At 70.3% G+C, this 23,106-nt stretch carries 23 protein-coding genes; 10 read left to right on the top strand and 13 right to left on the bottom strand.

What is annotated here, in order from left to right; all coding sequences use genetic code 11:
• Positions 1 to 14 precede the first annotated feature (14 nt).
• The 4 genes from BST38_RS25630 to msrB are packed head-to-tail and all read left to right on the top strand — an operon-like array spanning position 15 to position 4,105.
• Positions 15 to 803 (top strand): pyrimidine reductase family protein, encoded by a 789-nt coding sequence (locus tag BST38_RS25630; protein ID WP_083146313.1) that lies wholly within the window; start codon positions 15 to 17, stop codon positions 801 to 803.
• Positions 804 to 826: 23 nt separating this feature from the next.
• A complete protein-coding gene (locus tag BST38_RS25625; protein WP_083146345.1) occupies positions 827 to 2,386 on the top strand; it encodes an alpha/beta fold hydrolase in 1,560 nt (519 codons plus the stop codon).
• 35 nt (positions 2,387 to 2,421) lie between these two features.
• The gene (aftC, locus tag BST38_RS25620; RefSeq protein ID WP_181792043.1) at positions 2,422 to 3,687 is read left to right on the top strand and encodes an arabinofuranan 3-O-arabinosyltransferase; all 1,266 of its coding nucleotides are present in this window, start codon (positions 2,422 to 2,424) and stop codon (positions 3,685 to 3,687) included.
• A gap of 10 nt (positions 3,688 to 3,697) precedes the next feature.
• Positions 3,698 to 4,105 carry a peptide-methionine (R)-S-oxide reductase MsrB gene (msrB, locus tag BST38_RS25615; RefSeq protein ID WP_083146312.1) on the top strand — a complete coding sequence of 136 codons (408 nt, stop codon included), beginning with the start codon at positions 3,698 to 3,700 and terminating at the stop codon, positions 4,103 to 4,105.
• 7 nt (positions 4,106 to 4,112) lie between these two features.
• Here the strand turns inward: msrB and hemQ are convergent, their stop codons facing one another.
• From hemQ to hemE, 3 genes are read right to left on the bottom strand one after another with little or no spacing between them, the layout of a single operon-like run.
• The gene (gene hemQ / locus BST38_RS25610) at positions 4,113 to 4,817 is read right to left on the bottom strand and encodes a hydrogen peroxide-dependent heme synthase (protein ID WP_083146311.1); all 705 of its coding nucleotides are present in this window, start codon (positions 4,815 to 4,817) and stop codon (positions 4,113 to 4,115) included.
• A gap of 4 nt (positions 4,818 to 4,821) precedes the next feature.
• Positions 4,822 to 6,177: a protoporphyrinogen oxidase gene (locus BST38_RS25605; protein WP_083146310.1), complete on the bottom strand. Its 1,356-nt coding sequence runs from the start codon at positions 6,175 to 6,177 to the stop codon at positions 4,822 to 4,824.
• On the bottom strand, positions 6,174 to 7,238 hold the full coding sequence (gene hemE, locus BST38_RS25600; RefSeq protein ID WP_083146309.1) for a uroporphyrinogen decarboxylase: 1,065 nt from the start codon (positions 7,236 to 7,238) through the stop codon (positions 6,174 to 6,176). The genes BST38_RS25605 and hemE overlap by 4 nt, the downstream gene beginning before the upstream one ends.
• A 119-nt stretch (positions 7,239 to 7,357) precedes the next feature.
• On the opposite strand from hemE, the gene BST38_RS25595 reads away from it, so the two are divergent.
• Together BST38_RS25595 and BST38_RS25590 are read left to right on the top strand one after the other, a co-directional pair.
• A complete protein-coding gene (locus BST38_RS25595; protein ID WP_237160922.1) occupies positions 7,358 to 7,894 on the top strand; it encodes a DUF3000 domain-containing protein in 537 nt (178 codons plus the stop codon).
• Positions 7,895 to 7,899: 5 nt separating this feature from the next.
• On the top strand, positions 7,900 to 9,195 hold the full coding sequence (locus BST38_RS25590) for an HRDC domain-containing protein (RefSeq protein WP_083146307.1): 1,296 nt from the start codon (positions 7,900 to 7,902) through the stop codon (positions 9,193 to 9,195).
• On the opposite strand, the gene BST38_RS25585 is transcribed toward BST38_RS25590, so the two are convergent.
• From BST38_RS25585 to BST38_RS25560, 6 genes are all read right to left on the bottom strand, one after another.
• On the bottom strand, positions 9,179 to 10,081 hold the full coding sequence (locus BST38_RS25585; protein WP_083146306.1) for an alpha/beta fold hydrolase: 903 nt from the start codon (positions 10,079 to 10,081) through the stop codon (positions 9,179 to 9,181). The genes BST38_RS25590 and BST38_RS25585 overlap by 17 nt on opposite strands.
• An 18-nt stretch (positions 10,082 to 10,099) precedes the next feature.
• The gene (locus tag BST38_RS25580; protein WP_083146343.1) at positions 10,100 to 11,248 is read right to left on the bottom strand and encodes an alpha/beta hydrolase family protein; all 1,149 of its coding nucleotides are present in this window, start codon (positions 11,246 to 11,248) and stop codon (positions 10,100 to 10,102) included.
• Positions 11,249 to 11,288: 40 nt separating this feature from the next.
• Entirely contained in the window at positions 11,289 to 13,202 is a 1,914-nt protein-coding gene (gene dxs, locus BST38_RS25575; RefSeq protein ID WP_083146305.1) for a 1-deoxy-D-xylulose-5-phosphate synthase, read from the bottom strand.
• A 19-nt stretch (positions 13,203 to 13,221) separates the two neighbouring features.
• Positions 13,222 to 14,568: a Na+/H+ antiporter NhaA gene (gene nhaA / locus BST38_RS25570; protein WP_083146304.1), complete on the bottom strand. Its 1,347-nt coding sequence runs from the start codon at positions 14,566 to 14,568 to the stop codon at positions 13,222 to 13,224.
• 66 nt (positions 14,569 to 14,634) lie between these two features.
• Positions 14,635 to 15,855: a class I SAM-dependent RNA methyltransferase gene (locus BST38_RS25565; protein ID WP_083146303.1), complete on the bottom strand. Its 1,221-nt coding sequence runs from the start codon at positions 15,853 to 15,855 to the stop codon at positions 14,635 to 14,637.
• Complete coding sequence (locus BST38_RS25560) at positions 15,852 to 17,846, bottom strand: APC family permease (protein ID WP_083146302.1); 1,995 nt, start codon at positions 17,844 to 17,846, stop codon at positions 15,852 to 15,854. Before BST38_RS25560 ends, BST38_RS25565 begins: the two co-directional genes overlap by 4 nt.
• 98 nt (positions 17,847 to 17,944) lie before the next feature.
• On the opposite strand from BST38_RS25560, the gene BST38_RS25555 reads away from it, so the two are divergent.
• Complete coding sequence (locus BST38_RS25555; protein ID WP_083146301.1) at positions 17,945 to 18,619, top strand: potassium channel family protein; 675 nt, start codon at positions 17,945 to 17,947, stop codon at positions 18,617 to 18,619.
• Between the two features lie 19 nt (positions 18,620 to 18,638).
• Positions 18,639 to 19,307 (top strand): potassium channel family protein, encoded by a 669-nt coding sequence (locus BST38_RS25550; RefSeq protein WP_083146300.1) that lies wholly within the window; start codon positions 18,639 to 18,641, stop codon positions 19,305 to 19,307.
• Here the strand turns inward: BST38_RS25550 and BST38_RS25545 are convergent.
• Both BST38_RS25545 and BST38_RS25540 read right to left on the bottom strand, forming a co-directional pair.
• A complete protein-coding gene (locus BST38_RS25545) occupies positions 19,304 to 20,044 on the bottom strand; it encodes a DUF3159 domain-containing protein (RefSeq protein WP_237160916.1) in 741 nt (246 codons plus the stop codon). The two genes, BST38_RS25550 and BST38_RS25545, sit on opposite strands and share 4 nt — an antisense overlap.
• Positions 20,041 to 20,412 (bottom strand): OB-fold nucleic acid binding domain-containing protein, encoded by a 372-nt coding sequence (locus tag BST38_RS25540; protein WP_083146299.1) that lies wholly within the window; start codon positions 20,410 to 20,412, stop codon positions 20,041 to 20,043. The genes BST38_RS25545 and BST38_RS25540 overlap by 4 nt, the downstream gene beginning before the upstream one ends.
• 143 nt (positions 20,413 to 20,555) lie before the next feature.
• Here BST38_RS25540 and BST38_RS25535 point away from each other — a divergent pair, with 143 nt between their 5' ends.
• Positions 20,556 to 21,275 (top strand): alpha/beta fold hydrolase, encoded by a 720-nt coding sequence (locus BST38_RS25535; RefSeq protein WP_083146298.1) that lies wholly within the window; start codon positions 20,556 to 20,558, stop codon positions 21,273 to 21,275.
• 63 nt (positions 21,276 to 21,338) lie between these two features.
• Here BST38_RS25535 and BST38_RS25530 read toward each other — a convergent pair whose 3' ends face one another.
• Positions 21,339 to 22,100, bottom strand: coding sequence for a DUF3710 domain-containing protein (locus BST38_RS25530; RefSeq protein WP_083146297.1), 762 nt, complete (start codon positions 22,098 to 22,100; stop codon positions 21,339 to 21,341).
• 29 nt (positions 22,101 to 22,129) lie between these two features.
• A complete protein-coding gene (gene dut, locus BST38_RS25525; protein ID WP_083146296.1) occupies positions 22,130 to 22,594 on the bottom strand; it encodes a dUTP diphosphatase in 465 nt (154 codons plus the stop codon).
• 25 nt (positions 22,595 to 22,619) lie between these two features.
• Between dut and BST38_RS25520 the strand changes: the two genes are divergently transcribed.
• Entirely contained in the window at positions 22,620 to 23,102 is a 483-nt protein-coding gene (locus tag BST38_RS25520) for a DUF3093 domain-containing protein (protein WP_083146295.1), read from the top strand.
• Positions 23,103 to 23,106: the final 4 nt, after the last annotated feature.

The following is a 23,106-nucleotide window of genomic DNA, read 5'->3' as shown; positions in this document are numbered from 1 at the left end:
CTGTGATTTCCCCTATGTCCGGCGACGGTGACGGGACGCACTTCACACTTCTGGGATCGGCCGGCGTGCTCGGTATCGCCGAACTCGCCGACCACTACCGGTATCCGGATGACCTGGGTGCGTGCTGGGTGCGCGCGAACATGATCGCCTCGGCCGACGGCGGCGCGACCAGCGCGGGCACCTCCGGCGCGCTGGGCGGCGACGGGGACCGCGCGGTGTTCGCGACCCTGCGGGCGCTGTGCGACGTGGTCGTCGTCGGCGCGCAGACCGTGCGGGCGGAGAACTACTCCGGTGTGCACTTCGGTGCCGCCGAACGGCAGGCGCGGCAGCGCCGCGGCCAGGCCGAGGTGCCACCGATCGCGGTGCTCACCCGCACCGGGCATCTCGACCACGACGCGAAACTGTTCGCCGCCACCGAGGTGCCGCCGCTGATCCTGACCTCGTCGCAGGCCGTCGAGGACACCCGCACCCGGCTGGGATCCGCGGCCGAGGTGATCGACTGCTCCGGCGCACAGTCCGATTCGGTGGATCCGCACACCGCGCTCGCCCGGCTGGCCGAGCGCGGGCTGACCCGGGTGCTGACCGAGGGCGGGCCGGCAATCCTGGGCCTGCTCACCGCCGCCGGGCTGCTCGACGAGTTGTGCCTGACGGTCGCGCCGCTGCTGCTCGGCGGGGTGGGCGGGCGCATCGTCGCCGGGGCCGGCGAGGCGCACACGGCGATGACCCTCGAGCAGGCCCTGCGCGACGATCACGGCTACCTGTACCTGCGTTATGTCCGTCGGCGGGGCGGCGGGGCCGGGTGACCGCCATCAGTACTGTGGTGCCCATGCGTCGTGTGGTGCAGGCTGTCGTTCTGTCGCTGGCCGTCGTGCTCCCGGTGTCGGCGTGCTCGCCGGGGCTGGCCGCCAACCCGCGCTATGCCACCGACTCCGGCGCCGGCCCCCAGGGTGAACCGCCGAGCACCGACCAGACCCCGGGCCCGCCCGCCGTCGAGGTCCCGAAGAACGATCTGTCCTGGCGCGACTGCACCTCGCGGGTGTTCGCCTCGGCGGCCGTGCAGGCCATCCCCGGCGTGAAACTCGACTGCGCCAGCTACGACGCCGACCTGGACCCGATCAACGGCGCCAACGGCACCGTCAGCATCGGCGTCGTCCGGGCCACCTCCCAGCAGACCCCCGCCGACGCCGGCCCGCTGGTGATGACCACCGGATCCGACCTGCCCTCCTCGGTGCAGTTGCCCGTCTGGCTCTCACGCGCCGGCGCCGACGTGCTCAAGAGCAACCCGATCGTGACGGTGGACCGGCGCGGCATCGGCATGTCGGGCGCGCTGGACTGCCGCGACCTGTTCGACCGACAGGAGATGTTCGAGCAGGCGCAGTTCCAGGCCGGCGACGACCCCGTCGCCAACCTCGGCGCGATCACGATGACGGCGACCACCAGCTGCACCGACACCATCGCCCCCGGCGACTCGGCCTACGACAACGCCCACGCCGCCGAGGACATCGAACGGCTCCGCACCACGTGGGACGTGCCCGCGCTGGCGCTGCTCGGCATCGGCAACGGCGCCCAGGTGGCACTGGCGTATGCCGGGTCACACCCGAACAAGGTGGCCCGGCTGGTGCTCGATTCGCCTCTGCCGCTCGGCATCTCCGCCGAAGCGGCCACCGAGCAGCGCGTCAAGGGCGAGCAGGCGGCCCTCGACGCGTGGGCCACCCAGTGCGCGGCCACAGGCTGCCCGCTCGGCCCCGACCCCAAGGCCGCGGTCGACGAGCTGCTGTCCGCCGCGCGGGCCGGGCGCGGACCCGGCGGTGCGTCGGTGGCCGCGGTGGCCGACGCGATCTCGACCGCGCTGGGCTATCCGCGCGGCGGCCGGGTCGACTCGGGCAACGAGCTGGCGCTCGCGGTCGCCGACGCCCGCTCCGGCAACACCAACCGGCTCAACAACCTGATCAACCAGGCCGAGACGCTGCGCCAGACCGACGGCCAGTTCGTCAACAGCTGCAGCGACGCGCTCAACCGCCCGACCCCGGACCGGGTCCGCGAGCTCGTCGTCGCCTGGGGCAAGCTCTACCCGCAGTTCGGCGCGGTCGGCGCGCTGGACATGGTGAAGTGCCTGAACTGGCCCAGCGGCAGCGCACCGAAGGAGCCCAGCGGGTTGGAGATCCCGACCCTGCTGCTCGGTGTCGCCAACAACCCGATCGTCGGCAACGAAGGGGTGGCCGCGGTCGCCGCCACCGCGATCAACGCCGGTTCGACCAACCGGCGGGTGATGTGGCAGGGCATCGGGCACGGCGCGACCATCTACTCGCCGTGCGCGCTGCCCCCGGTGATCGAGTACGTCAAGACCGGTGAGCTGCCGGCCACCGACACGTACTGCCCGGCCTGACGGTTTCCGGGTGCGGCTGAGGTACGGTGCCTGGCGTGCGTGATCTTGTGCTGAGCGCGTTCCGGCCTCGCACCTCCCCCCCGACGACGGCGTCCGTGCTGCGGTCGATCCTGTGGCCGCTGGCGATCATGGCGGTGATCCACCGCAGCTACGTGCTGGTGTTCAACCGCTACATCACCGACGATTTCGCGCCCGTCTACCGCGCGGTGATCAACTTCAAGTTCGGCTGGGACATCTACAACGAGCACTTCGACCACGTCGACCCGCACTACCTGTACCCGCCGGGCGGCACCCTGATCATCGCGCCGTTCGGCTACCTGCCCGAGGTCGCGTCGCGCAACTGGTTCATCTTCTTCAACACCGTCGCGATCATCCTCGCCGGCTACTTCCTGCTGCGACTGTTCGGCTACACACTGTCCTCGGTGGCCGCACCGGCGCTGCTGCTGGCGATGTTCTGCACCGAGAGCGTCACCAACACACTGGTGTTCGGCAACATCAACGGCGTCATGCTGCTGCTGGAGGTGCTGTTCTTCCGGTGGCTGCTCGACGGCAACCGCAGTCACGAGTGGTGGGCCGGCATCAGCATCGGGCTCACCCTGGTGGTCAAACCTCTGTTGGCGCCGCTGCTGCTGCTGCCGCTGCTCAACCGCCAGTGGCGCGCGCTGGTGGCCGCGTTCGTGGTGCCGGTCGTGTTCAACGCCGCCGCGTGGCCGCTGATCGCCGACCCGATGAACTTCGTCACCCGCACGGTGCCCTACATCTTCTCCACCCGCGACTATTTCAACAGCTCGATCCTGGGCAACGGCCTGTACTACGGGCTGCCGATGTGGCTGATCATGGCGCTGCGAATCGGTTTCATCGTGCTCGGTGCGGTGTCGCTGTGGCTGCTCTACCGCTACTACCGCGAGCGCGACCCGTTCTTCTGGATGCTGACGTCCTCGGGTGTGGTGCTGACCACGTCGTGGCTGGCGCTCTCACTCGGGCAGGGCTACTACTCGATCGCGCTGTTCCCGTTCCTGATGACCGTGGTGCTGCCCAATTCGGTGATCCGCAGCTGGGTGGCCTGGCTGGCCGCCTACGGCTTCCTGACGATGGACCGGTGGCTGCTGTGGCAGCTGCCCAGCACCGGCCGCGCGCTGGAATACCTCAAGATCACCTACGGCTGGTCGCTGATGATGGTGGTGGTGTTCGCGGTGCTGCTGTTCCGCTACCTCGACGCCAAGCGGGACGGCCGCCTCGACGACGGCATCGACCCCGTATGGATGAAAGAGCTCGCCACCCCCGGAAGGCGCCCCGAGTAGCCTGGCAGGCATGACAACTCCGAAGCTGATGCTCAGCGACGACGAGTGGCGCAAGCGGTTGACCCCGCAGGAGTTCGCGGTGCTGCGCCAGGCCGGCACCGAACGTCCGTTCACCGGTGAGTACACCGACACCAAGACCCCGGGGATCTACCAGTGCCGCGCCTGCGGCGCCGAATTGTTCCGCAGCACCGAGAAGTTCGAATCGCACTGCGGGTGGCCGTCGTTCTTCGACCCCGCCGACTCCGACGCGGTGATCCTGCGGTCCGACGACTCGCTGGGCATGCGGCGCGTCGAGGTGCTGTGCGCGAACTGCCACAGCCATCTGGGCCACGTGTTCGAGGGCGAGGGCTATCCGACCCCGACGGACCAGCGCTACTGCATCAACTCGATCTCGCTGCGGCTGGTGCCGTCGGACTGACCGGCAGCTACGGCAGCGTGGTCAGCAGCTGTTCCACCGACACCCGCGGGCCGGTGAAGAACGGCGTCTCCTCACGCACGTGCCTGCGCGCGTCGGTGGCGCGCAGATCGCGCATCAGGTCGACGATGCGGTACAGCTCCGGCGCCTCGAAGGCCAGCAGCCACTCGTAGTCGCCCAGCGCGAACGACGGCACCGTGTTGGCCCGCACGTCCTTGTAGCCGCGGGCGGCCATCCCGTGCTCGGACAGCATCCGGCGGCGTTCCTCGTCGGGCAGCAGGTACCAGTCCAGGGACCGCACGAACGGATACACGCAGATGTAGGCGCCGGGCTCCTCTCCCGCCAGGAACGCGGGAATGTGGCTCTTGTTGAACTCGGCCGGACGGTGCAACGCGACGTTGCTCCACACCGGGGTGGACGCCCGGCCCAGCGCCGTGGTGCGGCGGAAGTCCTTGTAGGTGGCCTGAAGCGCCTCGACCGTCTCGGCGTGCGTCCAGATCATGAAGTCCGCGTCCGCGCGCATCCCGGCGACGTCGTAGAGACCGCGCACGACGACGCCCTTGTCCTCCTGCTGTTTGAGGAACGTCGCGGTCTCGTCGGCGAGTGCCGCGCGTGCGTCGTCGTCGGCACCGAGCGCCCCCGGCGTCACCGCGAAGACCGAGAACATCAGGTAGCGGATCGTGGAGTTCAGTTCGTCGTAATCGAGCTTGGCCATACCTTCATCTTCCCACCGTGAGCAGAGCGGCCACCGCCCTGGTCGCCGACGCCACACACGCGGGCACACCGATGCCGTCGAGGTACGCGCCCGCCACCGCGAGCCCGCGCGGAAGCCCGTCGCGCAACTCCGCGACCAGCGCGGCATGACCGGGGCCGTACTGCGGCATCGCGTCGATCCAGCGGACCACCAGGCTGTCGACCGGCTCCTCGGAGACGCCGAACAGGGTCTGCAGATCCTCGGCCGCCCAGCTGAGCAGATCCTCGTCGCCGGTACTGCGCGCCAGCTCGTCACCGAAGCGCCCGTACGACAACCGGACCAGCTCGACGCTGCCACGCCGTCCCCACTTGCGCGAGGACAACGTCACCGCCTTGGTGTGCAGCCGGCCACGGCCCGCGACCAGCACCCCGGACTGCTCGGGCAGCGGTGTCCCGCCCGGCAGCGCCAGCGCCACCACCGCGGCCGAGGCCACCTGGATCCGGCGCGCGGCGGCCGCGGTGCGCGGAGCCAGCGGCTCGACCAGCGCGGGCAGCCGCGGCGCCGGGACGGCCAGCACCACCGCGTCGGCGGGCCAGCGACCGTCCTCGTCGTCGACGACCTCCCAGCCGCCGGCCACCTGGTGCACGCCGCGCACGGACACCTGCGCCCACCGCAGACCGGAGCGGCGGACCAGCTCGTCGAGCAGCACCTGGTAGCCGCCGTCGATCGCGCCGAAGACCGAACCGGCGCGCGGCGGCGGCAGCGCCGCGGCCACCGCGGCGGTCAGGCTCGGAGCACCGTCGTCGAGCGCCGCGGCCACCGTCGGCGCGGCGGCCCGCAGGCCGATGGTCGCGGCCGAACCGGCGTACACGCCGGCCAGCAGCGGGTCGACGGAGCGGACCACGACCTGCTCGCCGAACCGGTCGCCGACCAGCTCGGCCACTGTCGGGTCCGCGCCACGGCGCCAGCTCAGCGGATGCCGCGGCTCGTCGAGCATGCGGCGCACGGTCGCGTCGTCGACCAGGCCGGCCAGCTCCGAAGGCCGCGACGGGATGCCGTTGACGGTGTCCTTCGGCAACTGGTGCAGGCGGCCCTCGCTGTAGATCAGCGGACGTGCGCCGGTGGTGGTGATCTGCTTGCCCGACAGGCCGAGCTCGCCCAGCAGCGCCGGCACCTCGGGGCGGCGCGCGACGAACGCCTCGGCCCCGACGTCGATCAACTGCCCGCCGAGCCGCTCGGTGCGCAGGATCCCGCCGAGCCGGTCGGCGGGATCGAGCACGGTGATCGATGCGTCCGGGCCCGCCGCGACACGCAACCGGTAGGCGGCCACCAGACCGGAGATGCCGCCTCCGACGACGCAGTACCGGGCCGCGCCGCTCACAGCTCGTGCACCAGCGCCACCGCGTCGGTGATGATGGCCGGGTCGGTGGCGGGAAGCACGCCGTGGCCCAGGTTGAAGATGTGCCCGACGGCGCCCGCGGCGACCGCGCGGCGACCGTCCTCGACGACCGCGCGCACCGCCCGGTCCACCACCGGCCAGCCGGCCAGCAGCACCACCGGGTCGAGGTTGCCCTGCAGCGCGCTGCCGCGCCGCACCCGCGCGGCGGCGTCGGTCAGCGACGTACGCCAGTCGACACCGACGACGGCCGGCACGCCGTGGCCGGTGACCGCCTCCGACATCGCGCCGAGCAGTTCGGCGGTGCCGACACCGAAGTGCGTCATCGGCACGCCGTAGCCGGCCAGCGACGCGAACACCCGGGCGCTGTGCGGCAGCACGTAGGCGCGGTAGTCGGCCAGCGACAACGTCCCGGCCCAGGAGTCGAACACCTGGATCGCGTCGACCCCGGCCTCGAGCTGCACCCGCAGGAACTCGATCGTGACGTCGGTCAGCGCCGTCATCAACGCGTGCCAGGTCTCGGTGTCGCCGAGCATCATCGCCTTGGTGCGTTCGTGGTGGCGGCTCGGTCCGCCCTCGACCAGGTAGGACGCCAGCGTGAACGGCGCCCCGGCGAAGCCGATCAGCGGGACGTCGCCGAGCGCGGCGGTCAGCTGGCCGATCGCGGTGGCCACCGCGCCGACCTGATCCTGTTGCAGAGGGGCGACCGCGCGGACGTCGTCGGCGGTGCGGATCGGGTGCGCGATCACCGGGCCGACGTCGGGGACGATGTCGAGGTCGATACCGGCGGCGCGCAGCGGCACCACGATGTCGGAGAACAGGATCGCCGCGTCCACATCGTGCCTGCGCACCGGCTGCAGCGTGATCTCGGTGATCAGGTCGGCGTCGAAGCAGGCCTGCATCATGGTGTTCTTGGCCCGCAGTTCGCGGTACTCCGGCAGGGACCGACCGGCCTGGCGCATCATCCACACCGGTATCCGGTGGGGTTTGCGACCGGCGGCGGCAGCCAGGTACGGAGATTCGGGCAGCTCGCGGCGCGTGTTCATCGCTCCCTATGCTGCCATGCCGCTATCGGCGCGCCTGCCGACAGACCTGCCCGAATGGACTACCGTCAAACGGCGTGACCACCGCCGAACCGGCTCCGTTCCGTGAAGCGGTGGCGGCGATGAATGCCACCACCGTCCGACCCGAGATCGAGCTCGGGCCCATCCGGCCGCCGCAGCGTCTGGCGCCCTACAGCTATGCGCTCGGCGCCGAGGTCAAGCACGCCGAGGCCGCGATCGTGCCCGAGCGCTCCGAAGGCGATGCGTTCGGCCGGCTCATCCTGCTGCACGACCCCGAGGGCGCCGAGGCGTGGGACGGCACCATGCGCCTCGTCGCCTACATCCAGGCCGATCTCGATTCCACCGAGGCCGTCGACCCGCTGCTGCCCGAGGTGGCGTGGAGCTGGCTCGTCGACGCGCTGGAGCAGCGTGCCGAGCAGGTGACCGCCCTGGGCGGCACCGTCACCGCGACCACATCGGTGCGCTACGGCGACATCTCCGGTCCACCGCGCGCCCACCAGCTGGAACTGCGCGCATCGTGGACCGCGACATCGCTGGACCTCGGTCCGCACGTGCAGGCGTTCTGTGAGGTGCTCGAGCACGCCGCCGGCCTGCCGCCGGCCGGTGTGACCGACCTGAATTCGCGCACCCGCGCCTGAGGCCGATGTCTGAAGCTGAAAACACCGGCTCCCCCGTCGACGCCGAGCTAGCCGAAGCCGAGCTGCCCGAGGCAGGGCCGCCCGAAGCCGAGCCGCTGCTGACACCGCGCGACGGGGTGCCGGAGGTGGCGTCCAGCCGCACCGAGATCGCCAGGGCCGCAGAACTGTTGGCGTCCGGGGCCGGGCCGTTCGCGGTGGACGCCGAGCGGGCGTCGGGGTTCCGTTACTCCAACCGAGCCTATCTGGTGCAGATCAGGCGCGCGGGCGCGGGCACCGTGCTGATCGACCCGGTCAGCCACGGCGGCGACCCGCTGCAGGTGCTGGCTCCGGTCGCCGAGGTGCTGGCCACCGACGAATGGGTGCTGCACGCCGCGGACCAGGACCTGCCCTGCCTGGCCGAGATCGGCATGCGGCCCCCCGCGCTGTACGACACCGAGTTGGCGGGCCGGCTGGCCAACTACGACCGGGTCAACCTGGCCGCGATGGTGCAGCGGTTGCTCGGGCTGCAGCTGACCAAGGGGCACGGCGCCGCCGACTGGTCGAAACGCCCGCTGCCGCACGACTGGCTCAACTACGCGGCGCTCGACGTCGAGGTGCTGCTGGAGCTGCGCGACGCCGTCGCCGCGGTGCTCGAGGAACAGGGCAAGTCCGAGTGGGCCCGCCAGGAGTTCGAGTATCTGCGCACTTACGAGGCGCCGCCGACCCGGCGGGACCGCTGGCGGCGCACCTCCGGCATCCACAAGGTGCGGGACCCGCGAGCGCTGGCCGCGGTGCGGGAGCTGTGGGTCACCCGGGACCAGATCGCCCGCCGCCGAGACATCGCACCCGGGCGCATCCTGCCCGACAGCGCCATCATCAGTGCCGCCACCGCCAACCCCGACACACTCGAAAAGCTCACCGCGCTACCGGTTTTCAGCGGTTCGAAGCAGCGCCGCAGCGCGCAGGTGTGGTTGGACGCGCTGGCCCGGGCCCGCACCAGTGAGCCACCCGACGCGCAGGAGCCCTCGAACGGGCCGCCGCCGGCGTCGCGGTGGTCCCGGCGCAAACCCGAGGCCGCGGTGCGACTTGAGGCCGCCCGCACCGAGTTGAGCGCGCTGGCCCAACAGGTTTCGGTGCCGATGGAGAACCTGCTGTCGCCAGACACCGTCCGCAGGCTGTGCTGGGACTGGCAGCCCGTCGAGGGCGGGGAGGCGACCGCAGCCGCCGTCGACGCGTTCCTGCGCGCCACCACCGCCCGGCAGTGGCAGCGCGATCTCACCGTGCCGGCACTGGCCCGGGCATTGGCTACTCCGGCGCGGTGACCCGGTCGATGTGGTCGGTGAAATGCCGCCACACCGCGTCGGGATCCTCCAGTTGCGGCCAGTGCCCGATGCGGTCGAGCATGACCACGTCGGCGTCCGGGATGACCTCGCTGTAGCGGCGCGCCATGTGCGCACCCGAGTTGGGGTCGAGCGCGCCGTCGATCAACCGCATCGGTACCCGCGCCTCCCTCATTGCCCGCACCCACCGGTTGCGATGCCGGTATCGATCCTCGATGAACCGGCCGACCTTGTGCAGCACCGCTTTTCCGTCGTTGCACTCCAGGATCTGGTGGAACAGCTCCATCATGTGCGGCGTCGGCTGGGTGTCGGGGCCGAACATCTCCCTGATGGTCGGTTCCAGGAGCCGTCGGGAGACGCGGCTGCCCTGCAGCGGACCGAGGATGTCACCCAGCGGCGTCGCCGACATCAGCTTCTGCAGCAGCCGCGGCGTGTAGGACTCGTTGAACATCCCGCCGTTGAGCCAGGTCACCGATTCGATCCGCGGCGCGCCGTAGGCGTGCTCGGACCACACCTGCCGGGCCAGCAGTTCCTGGCCGACCGAGTCCCCCAGATCGTGGGCGAGGACGTGCACGGTCTGCACGCCGAGGTGCGCGAGCAACGCCTCGTGCACATCCGCGTGGTCGTGCACGCTGTAGCCGTACGCTTTCGGCTTCGCCGAGAAACCCATCCCGATCATGTCGGGCGCGATCACGGTGAACCGCGCGGTGAGCCGGCTCCACAGCGGCTGCCAGTCGAAGGTGTTGAACGGATAGCCGTGGATCAGCAGCAGGTGCGGGCCCTGCCCCTCACAGCGGTAGAAGATGTCGAAGCCCAGGTAGTCGAAATACTGCCCGGCGTCGCGCCAGCGCTGAAGTTCGGCATCCACGCCGCCGACCCTAGGCGGTCAGCTGAAGGCGCGCGTCAGGAACTCGGTGGAATCCGGCATCGACACCAGCACGGTGCCGCTGTGGTCGGCCTCCGGGTACACCTTCAACGTCACCGCCTGGCCGTTCGCGGTCAGCTGGTCGGCGAAGCGCAGCGTCAGACTCGGCGGCACGTCGCGATCGGCCATCCCGACGCCGAGGAACACCGGCCGGTCGTACCCCGACGGCGGGATTCCCATGTACGCGTCGATCGCCTCGGCGGCACCCGGGATCGACGCGACCGACGCGGTGAAGAACTCCGGCACCCGCAGACCGGTCAGTGCGCCGGCCAGGTCTGCGGCACACAGGGTTTCGGCCTGATCGGCGGCGGCGCGACCCGCGGGCGTCAGCACCTGGTCGAGGTCGAGATCCGGGCGGGCCTCCCGCAGCGCGGCGACGATGTAGGCGGTGTAGGCACTGCCCATCGGTCCGAGTTCGGGTGGCACCACCATCTGCGGGCCGGCCTGCTTGACGATGGACTCGACCCCGGCGGGCGTGCCGGTGGCGACCACCCCGCGGTAGTCGAGGCCGGACCCGGCGGAGAACTCGGTGGCCCACCGTGCGGTCGCGACGGCCGCTCCCCCGCCCTGGGACTGACCGACCACCGCCCACTTCGGGGACAGATCCAGGTCCATCTCGTGGGCGGCGACCACGGAGTCCACCACCCCGCGCGCGGTGGTGACGCTGTTCAGGTAGCTCATCAAGCCGGGGGTACCGAGGCCCGCGTAGTCGGTGCCGACCACCACATAACCCTGGTCCAGCCAGTGCGAGAGGTATTCGTCGTCGCGGTCGGTGCGGCTCTGTGCCGACGGAGTGCAATCGTCACCGAGCCCGACGGTGCCGTGCGCCCACGCCACCACCGGCCAACCGCCCGGTGGCGCAGGCGTTTTCGGGACGAACACGGCCGCGGTGCTGACCGCGGGCCGGTCGTGCTGGTCGACCGTCGAGTACAGGATGCGATAGGCCCGGCCCGCCGACGTCACCGACAGCGCCGGATCCAGCGCCACCGTGTCGATCAGCGTGCCCGGCGCCGGAACGGGTCCGCCGAAGGTACGCGCGTCCAGGCCCGACCAGACCGGGACACTCGCCGTCGCGGCCGGTGCGACGCCCACCAGGGCAGCCAGCACCATCACGAGGGCGACCAGAAGTCCGCCGATACGTCTCATGGTGTCAGTCGACGCGCTCACTGACCTCGCGCTCACCGGCGGAGGCGCCGAGCGCGGCGATCCAGCCGGTGATCCGGCGGGCCAGGTTCTGCTCGGTCAGCCCGACCTCGGCGAGCACCTCACCACGCGAGGCGTGTGCGAAGAACTCCTGCGGCAGCGCGGCGTCGCGGCACGGCACGTCGATCTCGGCGCCGCGCAACGCCGCCGACACCGCGGAACCGATCCCGCCGTGCCCGCCGTTGTCCTCAAGCGTGACGACGAGCTTGTGCGCGGTGGCCAGCTCGCCGATCTGCGCCGGAACCGGCAGCACCCAGCGCGGGTCCACCACCGTCACCCCGATGCCCTGATTGCGCAGGCGTTCGGCGACCGCGATCGCCATCGGTGCGAACGCACCGACCGACACGATCAGGACGTCCTCGGAGAGCCCGTCGGCCGGGACTGCGAGCACGTCGACCCCGTCACGCCGTTCCAGCGCCGAAATGTCGGCGCCCACATCGCCCTTCGGGAACCGGATGGCCGTCGGCCCGTCCTTGATCTCGATCGCCTCGGCGAGCTCCTCGCGAAGCCGCGCGCCGTCGCGGGGTGCGGCCACCCGCATGCCGGGCACGATGCCCAGGATGGACAGGTCCCACATCCCGTTGTGGCTCGCACCGTCGGGGCCGGTGACACCCGAGCGGTCCAGCACCACCGTCACCGGAAGGTTGTGCAGCGCAACGTCCATCAGCATCTGGTCGAACGCCCGGTTCAGGAACGTCGAGTAGATCGCGACGACCGGGTGCATCCCGCCCATCGCGAGTCCGGCCGCCGACGTCATCGCGTGCTGTTCGGCGATGCCGACGTCGAAGAACCGGTCCGGGAACCGCTTACGGAACGCCGAGAGCCCGGTCGGACCCGGCATCGCGGCGGTGATCGCGACGACGTCGCGGTGCTTGCCGGCCAGTTCGATCAGCGTCTCGGAGAACGCCGACGTCCAGCCCGGGCCGGGAACCGAAGTGGCCAGCCCGGTTTCGGGGTCGATGACGCCGCAGGCGTGCATCTGATCGTCGACGTCGTTCTCCGCGGGTGCGTATCCCATGCCCTTGCGGGTCACGACGTGCACGACGACCGGTGCGTTGTATGCGCGGGCATGCCGCAGCGCGCCCTCCACGGCGGACTCGTCGTGCCCGTCGATCGGGCCGACGTACTTCAGGCCCAGATCGGTGAACATCACCTGAGGCGACAGCGCATCCTTGATGCCCGCCTTGATCGAATGCATGCACTGGTAGCAGAACTCGCCGATCACCGGGACACCGCGCACCGCCTTGCGGCCCTCTTCGAGGACGCGCTCGTAGCCGGGCTGCAGCCGCAGCGCCGCCAGGTGCTCGGCGAAACCGCCGATCGTCGGGGCGTAGCTGCGCCCGTTGTCGTTGACGATGATCACCACCGGCCGCTTCGACGCGGCGATGTTGTTCAGCGCCTCCCAGCACATGCCGCCGGTCAGCGCGCCGTCACCGACGACGGCCACCACGTGGCGGTTGCGGTGCCCGGACAGCTCGAACGCCTTCGCCAGACCGTCGGCGTAGGACAGCGCCGAGCTGGCATGGCTGGACTCGACCCAGTCGTGCTCGCTCTCGGTGCGAGACGGATAGCCCGACAGGCCGTCCTTCTTACGCAACGTGTCGAAGTCCTGGCAACGGCCGGTGAGCATCTTGTGCACGTAGGCCTGATGACCGGTGTCGAACAGGATCGGATCATGCGGGGAGTCGAAGACGCGGTGCAGCGCAAGCGTCAACTCGACGACGCCGAGGTTGGGTCCCAGATGTCCACCCGTCGCCGCGACCTTGTGGATCAGGAAATCGCGGATCTCCGCGGCGAGCTCGTCGAGCTGCGCACGGGACAGGTGTGCCAGATCAGCGGGACCGCGGATCTGTTCAAGCATCAGGCCAGTCTACGCACCGCTATTGCGATCGGTCCTGTCGAGTCTGGTACACGTCGGGCACTCCATCGCGGTCCTCATCCACCGTCTCTTCGAGGTGAATGCGCCGGTAGGCGGCATTTCTGGTGAGCAGCAGCACCGACGCGAGCGCCGCCGCCAACAGTGATCCGCACAACACGCCGACCTTGACGAATTCGTGACGTGCCGAATCGGGGCCGTACGACAGATCCCCGATCAGCAAAGAGACGGTGAATCCGATACCCGCCAGCATCGCGACACCGAGCACGTCGACCCAGCGCAGCGACGAATCGAGGTCCGCGCGCGTGAACGCGGCAAGCAACCTGGTGGTCACGAAGATTCCGATCGGCTTGCCGAGCACCAGGCCCAGCACGATGCCGAGCGTGATCGGATCGCTCAGCGCGCGCCCGAGCCCGTCGAGGCCGCCGAAACTCACTCCGGCAGCGAAGAATGCGAAGACCGGGATCGCGATCCCGGTCGACAGCGGACGGGTGCGGTGCTCGAAATGTTCGGCCATTCCCGCATCGACCTCGACTCCCCCGCGTGTCGCCGACCGTCGCACCGGGACCGCGAAACCGAGCAGCACACCGGCCACCGTCGCGTGCACCCCGGACTCGTGCATCAGCACCCAGGTCAGCAGACCGAGCGGGATCAGCACCCACCACGCCTGCACGCCGCGCTGCACGGCCACGGTGAACACCGCCAGCACCGCCAGCGCCCCGCCCAGCGCCGCGAGGTTGATCTCGTCGGTGTAGAACACCGCGATCACCAGCACCGCCAGCAGGTCGTCGACGACGGCCAGCGTCAGCAGAAAGGTGCGCAACGCCGAGGGCAGGTGGGTGGAGATGACCGCGAGCACCGCGACCGCGAACGCGATGTCGGTCGCGGTCGGGATCGCCCACCCGTGCAACGCACCGTCACCGGCCCGTGCGGCGACCGCGACGAAGATCACCGCGGGCACCACCATGCCGCCGACGGCGGCGGCGATCGGCAGCGCGGCCTGGCGCGGATCACGCAGATCGCCGGCGACGAACTCCCGTTTCAGCTCCAGCCCGACGACCAGGAAGAAAATGGCCAGCAGCCCGTCAGCCGCCCAGTGCCCGATCGACAGTGACAGGTGCAGCCCGAACGGACTGCCGCCGATCTCGGTGTCCCGCAGCGCGAAGTAGGCCTGCGACCACGGCGAGTTCGCCCACACCAGCGCGGCGGTCGCGGCGATCAGCAGGATCACCCCGCCGACGGTCTCCTTGCGCAGGATTTCGCTGATCCTGCTGGTCTCGGACCAGGAGCCCCGGGAGAACAGCGCGCGCCGCAGGCCTCCAGGAGAGTCGGACGGCGGAGTGGGGGTCATATCCTGCCTCGGGTCGGGGTCGACGATTCACCGCCGACCAGACTTCCCGGCACACCTGTGGTCATCCTAGGCTTCCGCGGGCCGCTGCAGCACGGCGACGCATTCGACGTGGTGGGTCAGCGGGAACGAGTCATATACCCGCAGCTCCTCGACGTCATACCCGTGTTTGCGGTACAGACCCACGTCGCGCGCGAATGAGGCCGCCTCACAACCGATGTGGATGATGCGCGGGACACCGGCGGCGGCCAGCAGATCGATCACCTCGCGGCCCGCCCCGGTGCGGGGCGGATCGAGCACCGCGACGTCGGCGCGGGCGGGCTGGGCCGCCAGCGCCCGGCGCACCGAATCGGTGCGCACGGACACGTTGTCCAGATCGGCCAGCGCGGCGCGCGCCGCGCGCGACGCGCCCCGGGACGTGTCCACGGTCAGCACCCGCCCGCCGGAGCCGACGCCGCGGGCCAGGGCGGCCGCGAAAACCCCTGCGCCGCCGTAGAGATCCCATGCCGTCATCCCGGGCTGCAGGTGCGCCCATTGGGTGATCAACGCGCTGTAGAGCGCGGGGGCGTCGCGGTGCGCCTGCCAGAACGCCGTCGCCGGCACCCGCCAGGTGCGGTCCCCGACGCGCTGCACCGCCTCGTAGTCGCCCTCGACGGCGGTCGTGCGTTGCCCGCTGCCCTGCGCGCCGGCGACCACGACGTGCCGGTGGCCGTCGTCGTCGAGCACGACGTGCACCGCGGACTGCGGGGGCCAGCGCCGCTCGGCCAGCCCGTCGACCATCCCGGGCGGAAGCTGGGCGCAGTCGAGCCGGTGCACCAGTTCGGCACTGTGGTAGCGGTGGAAGCCGGCCCGGCCGTCGGCGGCGGTGTCCAGCCGCACCCGGGTACGCCACCCGGTCGCACCCTGATCACCGACCGGCTCCGCGGCGGCGTCGGCTTCCTCGCGCCAGCGGTAACCGCCCAGGCGGGCAAGCTGATTGGCCACGACAGCACCCTTGATCCGGCGCACCGCGGCGGGATCGGCGAAGGCCAGATCGCAGCAGCCCGCGCCGTCGACACCCGCGATCGGGCACAGCGAATCGATACGGTCCGGGGACGGCTCGAGGATCTCGACGGCATCGGCGTTCCAGTAGGAGCCCCGGTCGCCGACCAGCCGAGCCCGCACCGTCTCCCCGGGCAGGGCGTAGCGGACGAACACCACCCGCCCGTCGTGGCGGGCGATGCAGCTGCCCCCGTTGGCCGGGGCCACCGTCGTCAGCGTCAGTTCGTCGGTCGGTTCGTCGCCGCTCATTCGAGAAATCCTCTGCGTGCGTCACCCGGCGCGGACTGCGGCGCCAGTTTCTTGAGCCGTTCCGAGGACGACAGCTGCCACGGAACGGAGGTCACCATCACATTGGGCTCGAACAGCAACCGGCCCTTGAGCCGCAGCGCGCTCTGATTGTGCAGCAGCTGTTCCCACCAGTGACCCACCACGTACTCCGGGATGAACACGGTCACCACGGTGCGCGGGGAGTCCTTGATCAGCCGCTTGACGTAGCCGAGCACCGGACGGGTGATCTCGCGGTACGGCGAGGCGATCACCTTCAACGGCACGCTGATGTCGCTGTGCTCCCATTTGTGCACCAGTTGCCGGGTCTCCGCATCGTCGACGCTGACCGTGATCGCCTCCAGCACGTCGGGCCGGGTGGCCCGGGCGTAGGCCAGCGCACGCAACGTCGGCATGTGGACGTTGGAGACCAACACGATCGCGTGGTTGCGACTGGGCAGGACGAGATCGTCGATCTCCTCCGCACGCGCCTCCAGTTCGGCGCTGACCGATGCGTAGTGGCGGTGGATCAGCTTCATGATCCCGAACAGCGCGGCCATCGCCAGGATCGCGATCCACGCGCCGACGACGAACTTGGTCACCACGACGATCACCAGAACGGTTCCGGTGCAGAGGAATCCGATGGTGTTGGTCACCCTGGCCCGCACCATCCGCCGGCGCGCGCCCGGATCGGTCTCGGTGCGCAGCAGCCTGGTCCAGTGCCGCACCATGCCGATCTGGCTCAGCGTGAACGACACGAACACCCCGACGATGTAGAGCTGGATGAGTGCGGTCACCTCGGCCTGGAACGCCACCACGAACGCGATCGCACCGAACGCCAGGAACAGGATCCCGTTGGAGAACGCGAGCCGGTCCCCGCGGGTGTGCAGCTGGCGCGGCAGGTAACGGTCTTGAGCGAGAATCGATCCCAGCACCGGGAAGCCGTTGAAGGCGGTGTTGGCGGCCAGCACCAGGATCAGCGCGGTGACACCGGCGATCAGATAGAGCCCGACCGGGAAGTCGTGGAACACCGCATCGGCCAGCTGGGCGATCAGCGTGCGCTGGTGGTAGTCGGCCGGCGCACCGCCGAGCTGCTCGAGCGGGCGTTCGGCGATCTGCACCCCGGTCGCCTTGGCCAGCATGATGATGCCCATGAACAGCGTGATCGAGATCGCGCCGAGCATCAGCAGCGTGGTGGCGGCGTTGCGGGACTTGGGTTTCCGGAACGCCGGAACGCCGTTGCTGATCGCCTCGACACCCGTGAGCGCAGCGCTGCCCGACGAGAACGCCCGCGCGACCAGGAACACCAGCGCGAACCCGAGGATGTCGCCGTGCTCGGAGTGCATCTCGAAATCGGCGGACTCGGCGCGCAGCGGGGTGCCGAGTGCGTAGATCTGGAAGAACCCCCAGCCCAGCATGATGAACATGCCGATCATGAACGCATACGTCGGGATCGCGAAAGCGGTTCCGGATTCCCGGATACCGCGCATGTTCAGCGACGCCAGCAGCAGGATCGCGGCGATCGCGAACCACACCTTGTGCTCGTTGACGAACGGTACCGCCGACCCGATGTTCGACATCGCCGACGACATCGACACCGCGACCGTCAGGACGTAGTCGACGAGCAGCGCGCTGGCCACCGTCAGCCCCGCGGTGGGACCGAGGTTGGTGGTCACCACCTCGTAGTCGCCGCCGCCGGACGGATAGGCGTGCACGTTCTGCCGGTAGCTGGCGATCACGACCAGCATCACCCCGGCGACGGCCAGCCCGATCCACGGCGCCATCGAGTAGGCGGCCAGGCCGGCCACCGACAGCACCAGGAAGATCTCCTCGGGTGCGTAGGCGACCGAGGAGAGGGCATCAGAGGCGAAGACCGGCAGCGCTATCCGCTTCGGGAGCAGCGTGTGCGACAACCTGTCGCTGCGGAACGGCCGGCCCAACAGCAACCGCCGGGTGACGGTCGAAAGCTTGGACACGACTGCCAAGAGTAAGCCTGACGGCCACCGGCCGTCGGAAAGCGGTAGCGTTCGGGGGCGCTGGTTTGCAGCAGGCCCGGCCGGAAAGGACCCACAGAGTGCGCGTAGTGGTGATGGGGTGCGGCCGCGTGGGTGCGTCCCTGTCGGACAGCCTGGCCAGGATCGGCCACGACGTCGCGGTGATCGACCGCGACGGCACCGCGTTTCACCGGCTCTCCCCCGACTTCTCAGGCGAACGCGTGCTCGGTATGGGCTTCGACCGCGATGTACTGATCCGGGCCGGCATCGAGGATGCGGCCGCGTTCGCGGCGGTGTCCTCCGGCGACAACTCCAACATCATCTCGGCGCGGGTGGCGCGGGAGACGTTCGGCGTGCAACGGGTGGTGGCCCGCATCTACGACGCCAAGCGCGCCGCGGTCTACGAACGGCTCGGCATCCCGACCGTGGCGACGGTGCCGTGGACCACCGACCGACTGCTCAACGTGCTGACCCGCGAGACCGAGACCACCAAATGGCGCGACCCCACCGGCAATGTCGGGGTGACCGAGCTGGCGCTGCACGAGGACTGGGTCGGCAGACGCATCCCCGAACTGGAGGCCGCGACCGCCGGGCGGGTCGCGTTCATGATCCGGTTCGGCGCGGGCCTGCTGCCCGACGCCAAGACCGTCATCCAGGCCGGCGACCAGGTTTACCTCGCCGCGATCTCCGGCCACATCGCCGAGGCGCTGGCCATCGCGGCGCTGCCGCCGAGCGAGGACGCGGAGGACCGATGACACAGGAGGTGACGGTCGCATGAAGGTCGCCATCGCCGGCGCGGGTGCTGTCGGACGCTCCATCGCCCGCGAGCTCGTCGATGCCCACGAGGTGACGCTGCTGGAGCGCGATCCCGACCACATCGACGTCGACGCGATCCCGGCCGCGCACTGGCGCCTCGGGGATGCGTGCGAGCTCAGCCTGCTGGAGTCGGTGAGCCTGCAGGACTTCGACGTGGTGATCGCCGCGACGGGCGACGACAAGGCCAACGTCGTGCTCAGCCTGCTGTCGAAGACGGAGTTCGCGGTGCCGCGGGTGGTCGCGCGGGTCAACGACCCGCGCAACGAGTGGCTCTTCGACGAGGCCTGGGGTGTCGACGTCGCGGTGTCCACGCCCCGGATGCTGGCGTCGCTGGTCGAGGAAGCTGTCTCGGTCGGAGACCTGGTGCGGCTGATGGAATTCCGCAAGGGGCAGGCCAACCTGGTCGAGATCACGCTGCCCGACGACACCCCGTGGGGCGGTAAGCCCGTCAAACGCCTGGAACTGCCGCGCGACGCGACGCTGGTCACGATCCTGCGGGGTCCGCGCGTCATCGTGCCGGAGCGCGACGAGCCGCTGGAGGGCGGTGACGAACTGCTGTTCGTGACCGCCGCCGAGGCCGAGGACGACCTGCGCGCGCTGCTGCTGAACCCGCAGCCGCGTTCCTAGCTCGTTCTGCGCGCCGCGTCGTCGGCGTCAGGGTCGACGACCTCGGGATCGGCGACTTCAGGAGCGACATCTTCAGCGTCGGCACTCTTGTCGACGCCGGCTTCGCGGACGGCCCGCTGGGCCCGCCGGATGGCCAGGTAGGTCACCAGCGCGGCGACCGCGGTCAGCGGCCATCCCATCGCGATGCGGGCGACGCCGAGCCAGCCCGTCTGGTCCGCGTCGTACAGGTGGTGCTGCACGACGAAGCGGGACGCAAACACCGCCACCCACACCAGCGTCGCCGCGTCGAACGCGAGCACCGCACTGCGGACCTCACGCCAGCGGCGGTCGTGGGTGGCCACCCAGCCCCAGATGTAGCCGACCACCGGCCTGCGGATCACGACGGACAGCGCGAACACCACCGCCCAGAACAGCGACGTCCAGATGCCCAGCAGGAAGTAGCCTTTCGAGGCGCCGACGAGGTAGGCGATGAGCGCGCTGATGCCGACACCGAAGAATCCGGACACGGCGGGCTGGACGGTGTCGCGGCGGTAGAGCCGCCAGATCAGGATCAGGGTGGCCACGCCGAGCGCCGCGCCGATCGCGGGCATCAGGCCGAATGCCGAGGAGACGGGAACGAACACCAGAACCGGCAGGGACGAATAGATCAGGCCGCTGATGCCGCCCATCTGTTCCAGGACGGCCGCGCCTCGCGGCGGTGGGGTCTGGGTGCCCGGTTCGGTGCCGGGGTCGCTCACTTCTGAATCTCGTAGTGGGGGTTGTAGATCGCCTTCGAGCCGTTGTCGAGCTTGCCGACCCGGCCGTGCACCTTCAGGGTGCGCCCCGACTCGATACCGGGGATGCGGCGCTGGCCGAGCCACACCAGCATCACCGAGTCGGTGCCGTCGAACAGTTCGGCCTTCACCCCGCCCGCGCAGCTCTTGCCGTTGCACTCGACGCTGCGCAGGGTGCCGATCATGGTGACTTCCTGCCCGCGTTGGCAGTCGATCGCCTTCTGGGCGCCCGTGCTGGCCGCCTCGTCGCTGAGTTCCGCGACGTCGAGTTGTTCCGGATCTTCCGTCAGCCGGCGGGTGAGCCGTCGAAGATATCCCTCGGCCGTAGCCATGGCCTCTCCACCTTCTGCCAAGCCTCTGTGGCTTCCCTTTGACCAACGCCACGGTAGACCTGTTGGTTCCGAAGTGCTAACTACGTCAGGCGTGTTGCGTGGGTCTCGGCGAGCGGGCTTCCCCGACCAGGCACGATCAAAACATGGCGGTCAATCTTCGCGGTGTCACCACGGTGCTGCTGCCCGGCACCGGATCCGACGACGACTTCGTCTACCGGGCGTTTTCCACAGCGTTGCACCAGGAAGGGGCGGTGGTGGTGGCGCCGCGGCCGCAGCCCGACCGGTTGCTCGACGGCTACCGGGACGAGTTGACCGACGCGTGGCTGGCCGGTGATCGCCGGCCGATCGCCGTCGGCGGGGTGTCGATCGGCGCCGCGGTGGCGGTGGAGTGGGCGTTGCGCCACCCCGGCCACGCGCTCGCTGTGTTGGTGGCGCTACCCGCCTGGACCGGTGAACCCGACACCGCGCCCGCGGCGCACGCCGCCCGGTACTCGGCGGAGTTGCTGCGGCGCGACGGCCTGGTGTCGGCGACCGCGCAGATGCGGGCGGGCAGCCCGCGCTGGCTGGCCGACGAGCTGTCCCGGTCGTGGCTCGGGCAGTGGCCGTCGCTGCCGGATGCGATGGACGAGGCGGCCGGCTACACGGCACCGACCAGCGTGCAACTGGAGACGCTGACCGCGCCGCTGGGCGTGGTGTCGGCGACCGACGACGCGGTGCACCCGCTGGAGATCGGCGTCGAGTGGGCGTCCGCGGCGCCGTGCGCGGCCCTGCGCACCGTCACGCTCGACGAGATCGGCGCGGACCCGGGCATCCTCGGGGCGATGAGCCTGGCCGCGCTGCGGGACGCCGAGAGCCGGGGCTGATTGGCGGCTTCCTCAACGCGGCTCGTCCCTCACCGCTTGATCGTCAGCCGCCGGGCCTGATCGTCAGCCGCCGGTGATGGTCCTCAGCTGCTGCATCGCCGATCCCGACGTGGTGCGGCGGGCGTTCGGCTGCGGCGGCTCCTGCTGCTGCGCCGGAGCGGGCTGCTGCTGCGCGGCCACCTGCTGCTGTTGCGCGGCCGCGGCCTGCTGCTGCGCCGCGGCCAGCTGGGCGGCCATCGGCTCCGGAAGCTGCACCGGCAGCGGTGTACGCACCGGCAGCGGCGTATCGCCACGGCGTACCACCGTGTCGGCCAGCGCATCTCGCGCCTGCTCGGACAACGCGTCGATCTGCTCGAACGCGCCGTTGACCACGCAGCGGACCATCCAGCGGTAGCCGTCGACCCCGATGAACCGCACGACGGCGGATCCCTCACCGGCCGAGCCGACGACCTCGCGGCCCCACGGCCCGTCCTCGATGCTGACCTTCGGTGCGTCGCGGCGCAGCGAGTCGGCCAGCTCCCCGGCGACCTCGCGCCACAGACCGGCCGACTTCGGCGCGGCGTACGCGGCGATCGTGAAGCGCCCTTGCGGCGTCACCACCCACACCGCACTCGGTGTGCCCGCCTCGTTGAGTTCGACCTGAACCTGGCCGCCCTCGGGCATCGGAATCAGCACCGAGCCCAGGTCGAGCCGCGCGACCGCGGCGTCCGCCGGGTCGTCGAAATCCTCGATGTCGAACGGGCCTTCCAGCACCTCATCGGTGTCCACCGACGTCACCTCCTCGGGCATGTCCGCCCTCTCGCTCTCGCTCCGGTGTCTACCCATCGTTCTTCCTGGCGCCGTGGCACCACTACCTACAGACTGGCATGTCCACCCGAGGACCCGTAGCCACCGTCGCCGCGAGTCGTATCGGCCAGCCCCGCCTCGTCGAACGATGTGACCTCGACCAACTCCGGCAGTTCGACGCGCTGCACCACCAACTGCGCGATCCGGTCGCCGCGGCTGATGTGGATCGGGGCGGCGGGGTCGAGGTTGATCAGGCACACCTTGAGTTCGCCGCGATAGCCCGCGTCGACGGTGCCCGGGCTGTTGACGATCGAAAGCCCAACGCGCGCAGCCAGTCCTGAGCGCGGATGAATGAGTCCCACCATGCCGTGCGGAATCGCCACCGCAACCCCGGTGGGTACCAGTGCCCGCTGCCCCGGGGCCAGTTCGACGTCCTGGGCGCTGTAGAGATCGACGCCCGCGTCGCCATCGTGCGCCCGGCTGGGCAACGGAAGGTCGCGGTCGAGACGCACGACCGCCAGAGAGGTGGACACGACGTCAGAGATTACTCTGAACCGCGTGTCCGAGACGCGCGCCACCGCCCAATCCGTCCGCTACCGCGAGCGATTGTGGGTGCCGCTGTGGTGGTGGCTGCCCGGGCTGGGCATGGCCGCGCTGATCGCGCTCGAGGTCGACCAGGGTGTCAGCGCCCTGCCCGACTGGCTGCCGTATGCGGTGCTGCTGCCTGTGGCCGCGGTCGTGCTGGTCGCGCTGGGCAGGACCGAGGTGCGGGTGGTGTCCGGCGGCGACGGTGCCGAAACTGAACTGTGGGTGGGCAACGCCCATCTGCCCGCCTCGGTGGTGTCCCGGTCGGCGGTGGTGCCCAAATCGGCGAAATCGGCGGCGCTGGGTCGCCAGCTGGATCCGGCCGCTTACGTGGTGCACAAAAGCTGGATCGGGCCGATGGTTCTGCTGGTTCTCGATGATCCGGATGACCCCACGCCGTACTGGCTGATCAGCGCGAGGCATCCGGACAAGGTTCTCGCCGCGCTCATCAGCTAGCGCA

Source organism: Mycolicibacterium parafortuitum (genome assembly GCF_002086815.1).
Lineage (GTDB): Bacteria > Actinomycetota > Actinomycetes > Mycobacteriales > Mycobacteriaceae > Mycobacterium > Mycobacterium parafortuitum.
This window is presented reverse-complemented; position numbering and strand designations above follow the sequence as displayed.